At 71.7% G+C, this 13,940-nt stretch carries 13 protein-coding genes; 6 read left to right on the top strand and 7 right to left on the bottom strand.

Going from position 1 to position 13,940, the window contains the following annotated elements; genetic code table 11:
• Window positions 1-99: 99 nt before the first annotated feature.
• Window positions 100-759: a response regulator gene (locus ACH4MY_RS06510; RefSeq protein ID WP_397998372.1), complete on the bottom strand. Its 660-nt coding sequence runs from the start codon at window positions 757-759 to the stop codon at window positions 100-102.
• A gap of 343 nt (window positions 760-1,102) precedes the next feature.
• Here ACH4MY_RS06510 and pdhA point away from each other — a divergent pair, with 343 nt between their 5' ends.
• The 5 genes from pdhA (at window position 1,103) to ACH4MY_RS06535 (ending at window position 6,807) form a co-directional block, all read left to right on the top strand.
• The gene (gene pdhA / locus ACH4MY_RS06515) at window positions 1,103-2,296 is read left to right on the top strand and encodes a pyruvate dehydrogenase (acetyl-transferring) E1 component subunit alpha (RefSeq protein WP_397998375.1); all 1,194 of its coding nucleotides are present in this window, start codon (window positions 1,103-1,105) and stop codon (window positions 2,294-2,296) included.
• Window positions 2,297-2,298: 2 nt separating this feature from the next.
• Complete coding sequence (locus ACH4MY_RS06520; RefSeq protein ID WP_397998377.1) at window positions 2,299-3,279, top strand: alpha-ketoacid dehydrogenase subunit beta; 981 nt, start codon at window positions 2,299-2,301, stop codon at window positions 3,277-3,279.
• Window positions 3,280-3,310: 31 nt separating this feature from the next.
• Window positions 3,311-4,723: a dihydrolipoamide acetyltransferase family protein gene (locus ACH4MY_RS06525; protein WP_397999367.1), complete on the top strand. Its 1,413-nt coding sequence runs from the start codon at window positions 3,311-3,313 to the stop codon at window positions 4,721-4,723.
• 123 nt (window positions 4,724-4,846) lie between these two features.
• A complete protein-coding gene (locus ACH4MY_RS06530; protein WP_397998379.1) occupies window positions 4,847-5,488 on the top strand; it encodes a GntR family transcriptional regulator in 642 nt (213 codons plus the stop codon).
• Window positions 5,485-6,807 (top strand): nitrate/nitrite transporter, encoded by a 1,323-nt coding sequence (locus tag ACH4MY_RS06535; RefSeq protein ID WP_397998383.1) that lies wholly within the window; start codon window positions 5,485-5,487, stop codon window positions 6,805-6,807. Before ACH4MY_RS06530 ends, ACH4MY_RS06535 begins: the two co-directional genes overlap by 4 nt.
• A 60-nt stretch (window positions 6,808-6,867) precedes the next feature.
• On the opposite strand, the gene ACH4MY_RS06540 is transcribed toward ACH4MY_RS06535, so the two are convergent.
• Complete coding sequence (locus tag ACH4MY_RS06540; protein ID WP_397998386.1) at window positions 6,868-7,695, bottom strand: maleylpyruvate isomerase family mycothiol-dependent enzyme; 828 nt, start codon at window positions 7,693-7,695, stop codon at window positions 6,868-6,870.
• Window positions 7,696-7,850: 155 nt separating this feature from the next.
• On the opposite strand from ACH4MY_RS06540, the gene ACH4MY_RS06545 reads away from it, so the two are divergent.
• Window positions 7,851-8,648 (top strand): carbon-nitrogen family hydrolase, encoded by a 798-nt coding sequence (locus ACH4MY_RS06545; protein WP_397998389.1) that lies wholly within the window; start codon window positions 7,851-7,853, stop codon window positions 8,646-8,648.
• Window positions 8,649-8,749: 101 nt separating this feature from the next.
• Here the strand turns inward: ACH4MY_RS06545 and ACH4MY_RS06550 are convergent, their stop codons facing one another.
• The 5 genes from ACH4MY_RS06550 to ACH4MY_RS06570 form a co-directional block, all read right to left on the bottom strand.
• Window positions 8,750-9,592 (bottom strand): histidine kinase, encoded by an 843-nt coding sequence (locus ACH4MY_RS06550; RefSeq protein WP_397998392.1) that lies wholly within the window; start codon window positions 9,590-9,592, stop codon window positions 8,750-8,752.
• A gap of 129 nt (window positions 9,593-9,721) precedes the next feature.
• Window positions 9,722-10,330, bottom strand: a complete 609-nt coding sequence (locus ACH4MY_RS06555) for a hypothetical protein (RefSeq protein ID WP_397998395.1) — start codon at window positions 10,328-10,330, stop codon at window positions 9,722-9,724.
• A 44-nt stretch (window positions 10,331-10,374) separates the two neighbouring features.
• On the bottom strand, window positions 10,375-11,832 hold the full coding sequence (locus tag ACH4MY_RS06560) for a hypothetical protein (RefSeq protein WP_397998398.1): 1,458 nt from the start codon (window positions 11,830-11,832) through the stop codon (window positions 10,375-10,377).
• A gap of 14 nt (window positions 11,833-11,846) precedes the next feature.
• The gene (locus ACH4MY_RS06565) at window positions 11,847-12,224 is read right to left on the bottom strand and encodes a hypothetical protein (RefSeq protein WP_397998401.1); all 378 of its coding nucleotides are present in this window, start codon (window positions 12,222-12,224) and stop codon (window positions 11,847-11,849) included.
• 162 nt (window positions 12,225-12,386) lie between these two features.
• A complete protein-coding gene (locus ACH4MY_RS06570; RefSeq protein WP_397998404.1) occupies window positions 12,387-13,886 on the bottom strand; it encodes a PLP-dependent aminotransferase family protein in 1,500 nt (499 codons plus the stop codon).
• Window positions 13,887-13,940: the final 54 nt, after the last annotated feature.

Raw genomic sequence — 13,940 nt, forward strand, 5'->3', positions numbered from 1 at the left:
GGACGTAGGTCCCGAACCGGGCCCGGCGGCCCCGCTCTGGGCCGTACGGGTGAGGCACCGGCCGCGCCCGGCGCCGGGCCGGTCTCGCCCGCGCGACCGTCAGTGACGCTCCGCCTGGAGCCGCGCGACGTACGCCGCGGCCTGGGAACGCCGCTCCATGCCCAGCTTCGACAGCAGGCTGGAGACGTAGTTCTTGATGGTCTTCTCCGCGAGGTGGAGCCGCTCGCCGATGACCCGGTTGGTCAGGCCCTCTCCGATCAGGTCCAGGATCTTGCGCTCCTGATCCGTCAGGTTGGCGAGCTTGTCGTCACGCTTCGGGTTGTTGCCGTCGCGCAGCCGCTCCAGGACGCGGGCGGTCGCGACCGGGTCGAGCAGCGACTTGCCGGCCGCCACGTCCCGTACCGCGTTCAGCAGCTCGTTGCCGCGGATGGCCTTGAGGACGTATCCCGAGGCCCCGGCCATGATCGCGTCGAAGAGGGCCTCGTCATCCGCGTACGAGGTGAGCATCAGGCATTTGACGTCCTCGTCCTGCGAACGGATCTCGCGGCACACCTCGACCCCGCTGCCGTCCGGCAGCCGGACGTCGAGGACCGCGACGTCGGGACGGGTCGCGGGGATCCTGACCAGCGCGTCCGCCGCCGTCCCGGCCTCTCCGACCACCTCGATGTCGTCCTCCACGGAGAGCAGCTCGTGGACGCCGCGCCGTACGACTTCGTGGTCGTCCAGCAGAAATACCCGGATTTTTCCTTCTTCGCGCACGCGGTCAGTCTCACATATTGGCTCTTCCCGCGCCCGGGGTGCGCGGGATAACGTGCCGGTTGTTCCGGCGGCCCGTCTGGCCGTTGCCGACGCGCTGACCAGCCGCTGTTCCCACTTTTCTCGATTTACTTGGAAATCCAAGCAAAATCGCAGGTCAAGTGGGGTTTCGCGGGAATGCCGCGCTGTGGGTAACGTGCCTATGAGAGGGCGCTCGCCGGGGCACCTGTCACGCCCGACCCCGGCCGCGTCGCACCCACCCCGTGCGAAGGGTACGGATAAGGCGGAGAGCCGCACTGGCCTTGCCCGGCGAACCCGGGGGCCGGACCGACGGAGGAGCACGCACGTGACCGTGGAGAGCACTGCAGCGCGCAAGACGACGCGACGCAGCAGCGGCACCAAGCGCACCGCAAGCGCGAGCACCAGCACCACCAAGAAGACGAGCACGCGCGCCGAAGCGGGAGCGACGGAGCCCGAGCTCGTCCAGCTGCTGACGCCCGAGGGAGAGCGCGTCCAGCACCCCGATTACGACATCGACCTGAGCGCCGAGGAGCTGCGCGGTCTCTACCGCGACATGGTCCTCACGCGCCGCTTCGACGCAGAGGCCACCGCGCTGCAGCGTCAGGGCGAGCTGGGCCTGTGGGCCTCGCTGCTCGGCCAGGAGGCCGCCCAGATCGGCTCCGGCCGGGCCCTTCGGGACGACGACTACGTCTTTCCCACCTATCGCGAACACGGTGTCGCGTGGGTCCGTGGCGTCGACCCCACGAATCTGCTGGGAATGTTCCGCGGTGTGAACCACGGTGGCTGGGATCCCAGCACCAACAATTTCCACCTGTACACGATCGTTCTCGGCTCGCAGACCCTGCACGCCACGGGATATGCCATGGGTATCGCCAAGGACGGCGCGGATTCCGCCGTACTCGCGTACTTCGGTGACGGCGCCTCCAGCCAGGGCGATGTGAACGAGTCGTTCGTCTTCTCCGCGGTCTACAACGCCCCCGTCGTGTTCTTCTGCCAGAACAACCAGTGGGCCATCTCCGAGCCCACCGAGAAGCAGACCCGCGTCCCGCTCTACCAGCGTGCCGCCGGCTTCGGCTTCCCCGGCGTCCGCGTCGACGGCAACGACGTCCTCGCCTGCCTGGCGGTGACCCGGTCGGCGCTCGAGCGCGCCCGCCGCGGCGAGGGCCCGACGCTCATCGAGGCGTTCACCTACCGCATGGCCGCCCACACCACCTCCGACGACCCGACGAAGTACCGCCGGGACGAGGAGCGCGAGGCCTGGGAGGCGAAGGACCCGATCCAGCGACTCAAGACGTACATGGAGAACGAGGGCCACGCCGACGCGGCCTTCTTCGAGGAGCTGGAGGCGGAGAGCGAGGCCCTCGGCAAGCAGGTCCGCGAGGTCGTGCGCGCCATGCCCGTCCCGGAGCACATGGCGATCTTCGACAATGTGTACGCGGACGGGCACGCGCTCGTCGACGAGGAGCGCGCGGAGTTCGCCGCCTACCAGGCGTCCTTCGCGAACGGAGAGGCCGAGTAATCATGGCTGTTCAGAAGCTTCCCCTCGCGAAGGCGCTCAACGAGTCGCTGCGCAAGGCCCTGGAGACCGACCCCAAGGTCCTCATCATGGGCCTGGACGTCGGCAAGCTCGGCGGAGTCTTCCGGATCACCGAAGGACTGCAGAAGGACTTCGGCGAGGACCGTGTCGTCGACACCCCGCTCGCCGAGTCCGGCATCGTCGGCACCGCGATCGGCCTCGCACTGCGCGGCTACCGGCCGGTCGTGGAGATCCAGTTCGACGGTTTCGTCTTCCCGGCGTACGACCAGATCGTCACCCAGCTGGCGAAGATCCGGGCCCGTTCGCTCGGCACCGTGAAGATGCCGGTCGTCATCCGCATCCCGTACGGCGGCGGCATCGGTGCCGTCGAGCACCACTCCGAGTCCCCCGAGTCGCTCTTCGCGCACGTCGCGGGCCTCAAGGTCGTCACCCCGGCGAACTCCTCCGACGCCTACTGGATGCTCCAGCAGGCGATCCAGAGCGACGACCCGGTCATCTTCTTCGAGCCCAAGCGCCGCTACTGGGACAAGGGCGAGGTCGACACCGAGGCCATCCCCGGCGAGCTGCACAAGGCCCGGGTCGCCCGCCAGGGCACGGACCTCACCCTGCTGGCCTACGGCCCGATGGTGAAGACCTGCCTGGAGGTGGCCGAGGCCGCCGCCGAGGAGGGCAAGTCGATCGAGGTCGTGGACCTGCGCTCGATCTCCCCGCTCGACTTCGACACGATCCAGGCCTCGGTCGAGAAGACCCGCCGCCTGGTCGTCGTCCACGAGGCGCCGGTGTTCTTCGGCTCCGGCGCGGAGATCGCCGCCCGGATCACCGAGCGCTGCTTCTACCACCTGGAGGCCCCCGTCCTGCGGGTCGGCGGCTACCACGCGCCGTATCCGCCGGCGCGCCTGGAGGAGGAGTACCTGCCGGGTCTGGATCGCGTGCTCGACGCCGTCGACCGCTCGCTGGCGTACTGAGGAGAGCACCGTGACGATCCGCGAATTCAAGATGCCCGATGTGGGCGAGGGCCTCACCGAGGCCGAGATCCTCAAGTGGTACGTGCAGCCCGGTGACACCGTCACCGATGGCCAGGTCGTGATCGAGGTCGAGACGGCCAAGGCCGCCGTCGAGCTGCCGATCCCCTTCGACGGCACGGTCCACGAACTGCTCTTCGCCGAGGGGACCACGGTCGACGTCGGCGAGGTCATCATCTCGGTGAACGTCGGTGGCGGGGCGGCACCCGAGGCGCCCGCCGCCCCGGTGGCCGAGCCCGCCCCGGCGGCCGCCGTGCCCGTCGTCGTGCCCGTCGCCGAGGAGGAGCCGCAGGGCCGCCAGCCGGTCCTCGTCGGCTACGGCGTCGCCACCAGCTCCACCAAGCGCCGGCCCCGCAAGGCGGCGCCGGGTGCGGCAGTGAACGCCCCGGCCGCTCCGGTGCGGGCCGCTCCCGTCGTCGTACCGGAGCAGCTCAACGGGCACGCGCCGGCGGCGGGCCGCCCGCTGGCCAAGCCGCCGGTCCGGAAGCTCGCCAAGGACCTCGGCGTCGACCTGGCGACGGTCACCCCGACCGGCCCGGACGGCATCATCACCCGTGACGACGTCCACGCGGCGGCCGCTCCGGCGCCCGCGCCGGCCGTCGCGGCCCCGGCGGTCCCGACGCCCGTGGCCGAGCCCGTGGCGGCCCCGGTGGCCGTCCAGGCCGCTCCCGTCGTGTCGGCCGACGCCCGGGAGACCCGTGTTCCCGTCAAGGGCGTACGGAAGGCCACGGCGGCGGCGATGGTCGGTTCGGCCTTCACCGCCCCGCACGTCACCGAGTTCGTGACCTTCGACATCACGCGCACGATGAAGCTGGTCGACGAGCTCAAGTCCGGCACGGACATGGCGGGCCTGCGGGTCAACCCGCTGCTCCTCATCGCCAAGGCCGTCCTGGTCGCGGTGAAGCGCAACCCGGAGATCAACGCGGCCTGGGACGAGGCGGCGCAGGAGATCGTCCTCAAGCACTACGTGAACCTGGGCATCGCCGCGGCCACCCCGCGCGGTCTGCTCGTGCCGAACATCAAGGACGCGCACGCGCAGACCCTGCCCGAGCTCTCGGCGTCGCTGAGCGAGCTGATCTCCACCGCCCGCGAGGGGAAGACGACCCCGGCGGGGATGCAGGGCGGCACCTTCACCATCACCAACGTCGGCGTCTTCGGCGTCGACACCGGTACGCCCATCCTGAACCCCGGCGAGTCCGCGATCCTCGCGGTCGGTGCGATCAAGCTCCAGCCGTGGGTCCACAAGGGCAAGGTGAAGCCGCGCCAGGTCACCACGCTGGCCCTCTCCTTCGACCACCGACTGGTCGACGGCGAGCTCGGCTCCAAGTTCCTGGCGGACGTCGCCGCGATCCTGGAGCAGCCGAAGCGCTTGATCACCTGGGCGTGACGGACAGCTTGGCCTGTTTCACGTGAAACGTCCGGCGGTGGCCTCGGCCACCGCCGGACGTCTCTGTCGTCCAGGATGCGGACGGGGGGCCTGTTGCACCTCTGTTGTATCTATGCTGTGTCCATGGCATCCGCTCCCCCCGCAGCCGACCGCGTCTACATGCACGTCAAGCAGGCCGTACTCGACCGGCGCTACGAGGGAGGCACCCTCCTCACCGAGGGCGAACTCGCCCTCGCCGTAGGGGTGTCCAGGACTCCGGTCCGCGAGGCACTGCTCAAGCTGGAGATGGAAGGCCTGCTCAGGCTCTACCCGAAGAAGGGCGCCCTCGTCCTCGCCGTCTCCGCCCAGGAGATCGCCGACGTCGTCGAGACCCGGCTGCTCGTCGAGGAGTTCGCCGTCCGCCGGGCCGTGCCCGCCCCCGCCTCGCTCGTCGAACGGCTCGAAGAGCTCCTGGAGGAACAGAAGCGGCGGGCCGCGGCCGGAGACCTCGCGGAGGTCGCCGTCACCGACCGGTGCTTCCACGCCGAGATCGTGCAGCACGCAGGCAACCAGATCCTCTCCCGCCTCTACGACCAGCTCCGCGACCGCCAGCTGCGGATGGGCGTCGCCGTGATGCAGTCCCAGCCCGACCGCGTCGCCAAGAACATCACCGAACACGCCGAGATCCTCGACCGCATAAGAGCGGGCGACGCCGAGGGCGCCGCGCACTGCGTGCGCCAGCACCTCAGCTGGGTCAAGGTCCTGGTCCGGGGTGAGGACCGGTGAGCCGCGGCAGCCAGAAGGGGTACGGCTCCGCCGTCACCCTCCCCGGAGACCCGCCCGGCGGCCGCCGCGCCGCCCTCGTCTGGGGCGTCGGCGTCGCCGTCTACTTCGTCGCCGTCATCTTCCGCACGTCCCTCGGGGTCGCCGGACTCGACGCCGCCGAACGCTTCGACGTCAACGCCTCCGCGCTCTCCACCTTCTCCATACTCCAGCTGCTCGTCTACGCGGGCATGCAGATACCCGTCGGCCTCATGGTCGACCGGCTCGGCACCAAGAAGGTCCTCGCCCTCGGCGTCGTCCTCTTCACCCTCGGCCAGCTGGGCTTCGCGCTCTCCCCCTCGTACGGCACGGCGCTCACCTCCCGGGCCCTCCTCGGCTGCGGCGACGCCATGACCTTCATCAGCGTCCTGCGGCTCGGCTCCCGCTGGTTCCCCGCCCGCCGCGGCCCGCTCATCGGCCAGGTCGCCGCGCTCTTCGGCATGGCCGGCAACCTCGTCTCCACCGTCTTCATCGCCCGCGCCCTGCACGGCCTCGGCTGGACGACCACCTTCGTCGGCAGCTCCCTCGCGGGCGTCCTCGTCCTCGTCCTGCTGCTGCTCTTCCTCAAGGACCACCCCGAGGGCCACGAACCCCAGCCCGCCGGCCACGCGGGCGCCGCCTTCGTGCGCCGTCAGATCGCCCAGTCCTGGCGGGAACCCGGCACTCGGCTCGGCATGTGGGTGCACTTCACCACCCAGTTCCCCGCGATGGTCTTCCTGCTGCTGTGGGGACTGCCGTACCTCGTCGAGGCGCAGGGCCTCTCCCGGTCGGGCGCGGGCGGCCTGCTCACCCTGGTCGTCCTCTCGAACATGGTCGTCGGCCTCGCGTACGGGCAGATCATCGCCCGCCACCACACGGCCCGCGCCCCGCTCGCCCTCGGCACCGTCGCCGCGACCGCCCTGCTGTGGGCGACCACCCTCGCGTACCCCGGCGAGCACGCGCCGATGTGGCTGCTCGTCACCCTCTGCCTGGTCCTCGGCGCCTGCGGACCGGCCTCGATGATCGGCTTCGACTTCGCCCGCCCGGCGAATCCGCCCGAGCGTCAGGGCACCGCGTCCGGCATCGTCAACATGGGCGGCTTCGTGGCCTCGATGACCACACTGCTCGCCGTCGGCGTGCTGCTCGACGCGACCGGCGACAACTACCGGATCGCGTTCTCGTCCGTCTTCGTCCTGGAGGCCGTCGGCGTCGTGCAGATCCTGCGTCTCAAGGCCCGCACCCATCGCAGGGAACGCGAACGGCTCGTCGCCAGCCGCGTGGAGGCCGTGCACGTCCCCGTGTAGGGACACGCCCGTGCAGGGACAACCCCCGTGCGCAGGGACCCGACGCCCCCGTACGGGCTCCTACCGGGGCGTCACCGCGAAGTTGTCGAGGATGGCCCGCGCCAGCGCCTCGTCGCCCTCCGTCTTGACCCGGTCGGCCACATCGGCCGGCCGGACCCGGCCACAGGCCAGACGGACGAACGTCTCCCAGTCCGTCGCCAGCGTCACCGCGGGGCCCAGCGAGGGGGCACCGTCTATCGAACCCCGGCCCTCCGCGTCGACCCGTACCGTCCGCAGGAACTCCACCGGACCGCTCACATCGAGGACGACCGCCGAAGAGGCCGGCGCGCCCGCGTCCTTGGCGACCACCTTCGGCAGGGCCTCCAGGAGCACGTCACGCGTCACATGCGCGCCCGCCGAGTCCAGGTTGCCCGGCACGCCGAGCGCGAGCCGCAGGTCCTGCTCGTGCACCCACACGTCGAAGGCACGCATCCGGTAGGCCAGTTCCAGGGACTGCTCGGCACCGAGAGGGGCGCGGATCAGATGCTCGGGGGAGCGGCTCTCGTTCCGGAGCTGACGGGCCCGGCGGATCAGGATGTACTCCAGCTCCGAGGTCATCTCCGGCGCGGTGTGGTGCCGCCGCACATCGACCTGGACCTCCATGTAGCGCGCGAAGTCACTGCGCACGTGGTACAGATCGCGGGGCAGGGAATGGATCGGCCGCGGGTCGCCGAGCATCTCCGTCTCCATGCCGATCACATGGGACACGATGTCCCGAACCGACCAGCCGGGGCACGGTGTCGGCCGGTTCCACTCGCCTTCCACGAGCGGCTGCACCAGCTCGGCTATCGCCTCGATGGAATGGGTCCAGGCGTCGGCGTAGTTCTGGAGGCTGGGATGGACGGTCACGGGACCCCTCGGCGGTTCTTCGGTGCGCGGGCTGAAAACACGACTGGGTGGGAGGCTTGGACGCTAAGTTACGCTGCCCGGAGGCACCCCGGCAGTGCTTTCGTGTGACGATCGTAGGCCGGTGTTGACGGCTCGAATGCCAGGACGGTGGTAGTGTGCGCGCCTCGCTGATCCAGATCGCGGTAGACCCGGACGAACCGGTCGACGCCCGCCGCGCCCGAGTGGGGCGCCTCGTACGGGAGGAATCCGGCCGCGCCGACCTCGTCGTCCTGCCGGAACTGTGGCCCATGGGCGCCTTCGCGTACGAGTCCTTCGCCGCCGAGGCCGAGCCGCTGAACGGCCCCACCCACCGGGCGATGGCCGCCGCCGCCCGCGACGCCGGGGTCTGGCTGCACGCCGGCTCCTTCGTCGAGGCCGAGGGCGGCGCCCTCTACAACACCTCGCTCGTCCTCTCCCCCGACGGCGAACTCGCCGCCTCCTACCGGAAGATCCACCGCTTCGGCTTCGACAAGGGCGAGGCGGTGATGATGGCCGCGGGGGAGGACCTGGTCACCGTCGACCTGCCGCACCTCACCGTCGGCGTCGGCACCTGCTACGACCTGCGCTTCCCCGAGCTCTTCCGCGGGCTCGTCGACGCGGGAGCCCAGGCCTTCGTCGTACCGGCCGGCTGGCCCGCCCGCCGCCGCGCCCACTGGAGCCTGCTCGCCCGGGCCCGCGCCGTCGAGAACCAGGCGTACGTCCTGGCCTGCGGTACGGCGGGAACCCACGCGGGCGTCGAACAGGCCGGCCACTCGATCGTCGTCGACCCCTGGGGCGAGACCCTCGCCGAGGCGGGCCCCGACGAGGAGATCCTCCGGGTCGTCCTCGACCCGGCGAAGGTCACCACCACCCGTGACCAGTTCCCGGCCCTGAAGGACCGGGTCCTCGGCATCGCGCCACCGAAGCGGGGCTGAGCGGCCCCGCTCCCGCCGGGCTCCCGCCGGGCCCTGCCGGGGCCCTGCCGGGCTCAGGGCCTCCCGGGCAGGCAGGGTCCGCAGGGCTCCAGGCCTTCCGGTCACGCCTCCGGCGGGGCCTGCTCCCGTACGAGCTCCGCCTCGTCCGGGAGCAGCCCCGTCAGCTCCTGCCAGATCCGCTTCGGAGCGACACGGCGCAGCCGGAACGCGCTGTCCGCCGACGCCCCGCCCTCCGCCAGCGGCTCGGCCGGCAGCTCCCGCAGCCAGTAGCCGAGCGGCCCGCAGTCCCAGGCGGCCACCGCGCGGGCCGTCACCCCCCGCACCCCGTCCTGACGGCCCTGCCAGGCCGAGGTCATCCGCCAGTTGGAGCGCACCTCCACGATCAGCTCCGCGAGCGGCGCGGCGGTGTCGTCCGCCGTGCCCGCCGCGCGCAGCGCCTCCAGGACCAGCGCCCGGTCGTCCGCGCCGGGCGTCGACGCGGCCTTCTCCAGCGCCGCGAGCCCCGCCTCCAGGACGCCCACGGTCGTCTCGACCACCTGCTCCCCGGCCTCGGGAACGCCGGACCGGCGCAGCCCGATCAGATCGGCCAGCGTCCACACCACGGTCCTGGGCTCCACGAGGCGGTACTCCGCCTCCTCCTGGCCCGGCCACGTCTCGTGGCAGACGACGTGGTCGTCGCCGATCAGCAGGCCGTGGTGGAGCGTGCCCTGCCGCCCGCCCGCCTCCAGGGAGACGATCACGGACGGCCGTACGAGGGTCTGCACCAGGGGCAGCAGGAGCGCGGACAGCTCCCCGGCCCCGTTCATCAGCCCGCAGTCCCGCAGCCGCGCCCCGGCGGGCGCCATGGACTCCGGGACCGGCTGCCCGGTCGCCAGCTGGGCGAGGACGAAGACCTCGTCGTCGGCCAGCCGGAAACGGGATCGGGTCACGTCGAAGGAAGGCATGTGTCGCTCACTCGGGTAGACGGATGGGTGGTGGAACGGACGTGGCCGGGCCGCCGGCACGGGACTCGGCCCGGCCGGTCGTACCGCGGCTCGGGCCGGCCGGATCGGTACCGCGACTCGGCCCGGCCGTCAGTACTGCGACTCGGTCCAGAAATGGGTCACGCGGGAGAGGCCCGCCTTCACCGCGCCGACCCGCGTCAGGACGGAGCGGTCGACGCCCGCGAAGATCAGGGCCAGGGCCAGGTCCCCGCCCTCGGCGCGCCCGGCGACCCGCACGGAGAGTCTGCGGTTCTTGCCCCGCCCGGTCTCGCGGACCGTGACCGTGACCCCGGGGTCCTCGGCGTCGGCCTCGCGGGTCAGGACGTAGGCGTTCTTGTCGAGGGCGGCGAGCCGGTAGCGGTCGCCGGCGTACCGCATGGTCAGGGCGCGCTGGTCGAGAGTGGCGCCGAAACGGTTCCGCTCCACGTACACCATCCGGTCGCCGACCCGCAGCGTCGACCGGTTCAGGGTCGGCAGCCTCAGCCCCTCGGCGTGCATCCCGCGCGCCTCGAAGGAGGTGACGGGAAGGTGCCCGCCGCGCACCTCCGAGACGATCGTCTCGGGATGCGTGCGGGGGAGCGGGCAGGTCAGCAGGATCTCGCCGAACTCCGGCGAGACCCCCTTCCAGCCCGCGCGGTAGTCGTGCCGGTTCCCCTCCTTCCACGCGTGGAGTTCGAACGGGCTGACCTGGGTGTGCATGGACGGGTTCCCTTTCGGTGACGGGGAGGACGGACCGGGCGGACTCAGTCGAAGGGGTTCAGCGCGCTGCCCAGCTTCTTCGCCCCGCTCGCGATGCCGGACCCCACGTCGGACGCCTTGTCGCCGATCCAGTCCCCGGCCTCCTCGATGCCCTTCCCGATGGCCTCGTGGTTGTCCCAGATCAGCGCGGCGCCGTAGGCCACGCCCGTGCCGACGGCGAGACCGAGCGTGACCGGGTTCGGGGCCACGGTCAGTGCCGTCATCGAGGCGCTGAACGCCGTTCCGGTGAGGTCCGAGGCGAACTTCGCCGGGTCGGCCTTGATCATGTCCGTGTTGTACGTGGCGAGGTTGGCCACGCCGTACGCGGTGGCCGCGACGCCGCCCACGACACCCGCGCCCCGTATCCAGCCGGCCGCCTTGGCCGCGTTGGCGAGGCCGCCGTTCTGCGCGACCTTCAGGAGGTTGGCCTCGGCGGCCGTCGGCATGAAGAAGGCGCCGTTGCGCATGAACCCGCCGAACATGGCGGCCTCGTCGGAGCCGGTCAGCGCCGTCGCCAGCCCCGGCGGCACCTTGGTGAGCAGACTCCCGGGAGCCGCCCCGGCCAGCCGCATGTTGAACTGCCGGGACAGGAAGGTGCCGGGCGCGGTCGGGTGGACGAACGGCGGCCGGATCGCCTTGGACAGCTTGTACGAGTACAGGCCGGCCGCGGTCAGGGCACCCGCGAACGCGCCCGCCGTGATGGTGCCCTTGGTGAACTTGTCGACCAGATCGGCCAGTTTCTCGTTGCCGGTGAGCTTCGCGATGCCGTCGCGCTGGAGCCGCTGGACGTAGTCGTCGAGCGTCTCGTCGTCCTTCATCTTCAGCCAGGCGAGGTTCGTCCGGTCGTCCTCGGCCTTGTCGTCGGCCGCGGCGACCTTGCCGGCGTCACCGTTGAACCCGGTGCCCAGCGTCTCGTCGTTCTTGTTGCCGTAGCCGTCCCTGACCACGGCCTCCAGGTCCTTCTTCAGGTCCTGGTCGGCGACGTCGAAGGCCTTGACGCAGCCGTCGAGGTGCTCGGTCCAGGCCGTCTCGGCCTCCCGGACGCTCTTGGCGCCGTCCGGGTCGTGCTGCAGGGCGCTGCGCTCGCCCGGCGAGAGCCGCTCGTAGTCGTAGGCCACCCTGCCCTGCTCGGACACCTTCATCCCGGCCTTGACGGCGTCGGCGCGGGCGTTGTCCAGCTGCTTCTTCAGCTCGGTGAACTGCTCGTGGGCGTTGCGCAGCAGCGTCGCGGTGGCCTTCGCCTGGCTCTGCGCCGCCTGGTACTCGTACCGGGTCGCCGCGAAGTTGGTGTGGGCGGCGGTCGCGCTCTCGCCCAGCCAGGTCTGCGCCGTCGTCAGCGACTGCACGCTGTCCCGGTAGCGCTCCTCGACCTTGTGCAGATCGCCCGCCATCTCGGTCCACTTGTCGGCGGTGGTGGCGAGCTTGCCCAGGTCGGTGGTCATGATCTCGGAGTACGTCAGCATGTCCGTCCGCCCCCTCAGTACCGCTCGATGGACGAGGCCGGCCGGACCCCGGCGATCCGGGCCCGGGTGTCGAGCTCCTGCTGTCCGAACGCCACCGCGGTGCCGCGCAGGGCGGTCTTCTCGGAGGCGAGCCGGGCGAGCAGGCCCTTCACCTGGTTGTCCCAGGTGGTCTCGACGGTCTTGAGGCCGGCCGCCGTCGCCCAGCCCTCGAAGCCGCCGACGGCGGCGGTCGTGGCGGCGTCCGCCACCTTGGCGGCCTTGGCCGTGTCCGGCTCCAGCTCGGTCTCGATGGTGTTCGCGGCGGCCTTCTTCTTTGCGGGTGCGGTGGCGAGGTCGGGCGCACCGCCCGACGGGCCACCTCCGCCGCCGCCGTCGAGCTGGTTCAACCGCATGCCGACGGAGGCATCCGCCGTAGTGCCGGACCGTATTCCTGCCCAGTCCTCGTCAAAACCCATGCCGCTGCGCCCCCATGAAAGAATGATCATCACTTTGCAGGTGCACCGTATGTTTCCGTGGTGATGCCCGAGACGCAAGGCCGGATGCTCCGTGCCTGCTCAGACGGTGATGCCCCGCAGCGCCGCCCGCTCCGGTTCCGGTCCCGGCGTGTACTCCGCCCAGGCCGCCGCCAGTCTCCGTACCGCCTCCGTGAGCTTCTCCGGCGGCAACAGGAAGTGCAGACGCAGATGACGGACGCTGCCGCCCAGGGCATCGGCCGTCGCACCCGGGAGGACGGCCACCCCGTGCCGGAGGGCGAGTTGGGCGAAGGAGACCCCGTCGCCGTGGGGGAGCCGCACCCAGAGCGTCTGGCCACCGGTCGCCGGGGCGCAGGACCAGGACGGCAGCAGCCGGGCCAGCTCGGCCCCGAGATGCGCGTGGCCCGCGCGCAGAGCGCGCAGCCGGGCCTCCCGTACGGGCGCGAAGTCGTCGAGGAGCCGAGCCGCGACCAGTTGGGACGGAACATCGCACCCCAGGTCGTGCAGGGCCTTCAAGCGGGCGAGGCGGGCGACCAGAGGCGCCGGGCCGCGCACCCAGCCGATCCGCAGCCCTCCCCACACGACCTTGCTGAGCGAACCGACCGCGATCACCTCGCCGTACGCGGACAGCGACGGAGCTTCCTCAGCGGTGTCGAACGCCAGGTCGTCGAGAACCTCGTCGTCGACGAGCGGCACCCCCAGCGCGTTCGCCGCCGCGACCAGCCGGCGCCCGGCGAGCGGCGGGAGCACCGTCCCCGTCGGGTTCTGGAACCGCGCCACCACATACGCCAGGGCCGGGCGGTGACGCTCCATCACCCCGACCGCCGCCGCCACGTCGAGACCGTCCGGACCGACCGCCACGGGCAACGGAACGGCCGCCGCCTCCCGGAACAGGCCGAGCGCCCCCGGATACGACGGCGCCTCCACCAGAACCCCGTCCCCCGGCGCCAGCAGCAGCCGGGTGAGCAGCGAAAGCCCCTGCTGCGCACCGGTGGTGACCAGGATCTGCTCCGGCTCCGTCGGCACCCCGCGCGCCGCGTAGCGCGCCGCCACGGCCTGCCGCAGCGCCCCGAGGCCGGCCGGGTGGTAGCCGAGGTCGCTGTCCGGAAGGACGAGTGAGCGGTACGCCTCCGCCAGCTCGGGCGGCGGCTGCGTCGGCCCCGCGCAGCTCAGCAGGATCACGTCGTCCGGCGCCTCCAGAAGGTGCAGGAACAGCGGGTTCGAGGTCTCCGCGACCCGGGGCGTCTCCGTGGCCCGGGGCGCGTCCGGGGCGAGCGCGTGCCGCGCGACCCGGGTTCCGCTGCCCTGCCGCCGGACGAGCCGCCCCTCCTGGCGGAGGGTGTCGTACGCGGCGACCACCGTCGTACGGCCCACGGCCAGCGCCTTCGCCAGCCGCCGGTCCGGCGGCAGGAGCGCGCCCGGGGGCAGCGCGCCCTCGTCGACCAGCCGGCGCAGCCGGGCCGCGAGCAGCAGATACAGCGGTCCGCGGCCGGCCGACCAGCGCCCGAGTCGGGAGACGAGGTCGTCGGGGCTCGGGTCACCGGGGTCGTGCCTGTCGGGGGACCGATCGATTGGCTTCATCGCCGAACCAATCTGCCGGGATTGGACCTGGGATGGCAAACGCCCTGTCCACAG

This window comes from Streptomyces sp. NPDC017246 (genome assembly GCF_044331325.1).
GTDB lineage: Bacteria > Actinomycetota > Actinomycetes > Streptomycetales > Streptomycetaceae > Streptomyces.

What these genes read in the sequence shown, in the direction of transcription:
- ACH4MY_RS06570 (WP_397998404.1), bottom strand. Translation starts at nt 13,886, where the DNA reads ATGAAGCCAATCGATCGGTCCCCCGACAGGCACGACCCCGGTGACCCG.
- ACH4MY_RS06555 (WP_397998395.1), bottom strand. Translation starts at nt 10,330, where the DNA reads ATGCACACCCAGGTCAGCCCGTTCGAACTCCACGCGTGGAAGGAGGGG.
- ACH4MY_RS06520 (WP_397998377.1), top strand. Translation starts at nt 2,299, where the DNA reads ATGGCTGTTCAGAAGCTTCCCCTCGCGAAGGCGCTCAACGAGTCGCTG.
- ACH4MY_RS06525 (WP_397999367.1), top strand. Translation starts at nt 3,311, where the DNA reads ATGCCCGATGTGGGCGAGGGCCTCACCGAGGCCGAGATCCTCAAGTGG.
- ACH4MY_RS06550 (WP_397998392.1), bottom strand. Translation starts at nt 9,592, where the DNA reads ATGCCTTCCTTCGACGTGACCCGATCCCGTTTCCGGCTGGCCGACGAC.
- ACH4MY_RS06560 (WP_397998398.1), bottom strand. Translation starts at nt 11,832, where the DNA reads ATGCTGACGTACTCCGAGATCATGACCACCGACCTGGGCAAGCTCGCC.
- ACH4MY_RS06565 (WP_397998401.1), bottom strand. Translation starts at nt 12,224, where the DNA reads ATGCGGTTGAACCAGCTCGACGGCGGCGGCGGAGGTGGCCCGTCGGGC.
- ACH4MY_RS06530 (WP_397998379.1), top strand. Translation starts at nt 4,847, where the DNA reads ATGGCATCCGCTCCCCCCGCAGCCGACCGCGTCTACATGCACGTCAAG.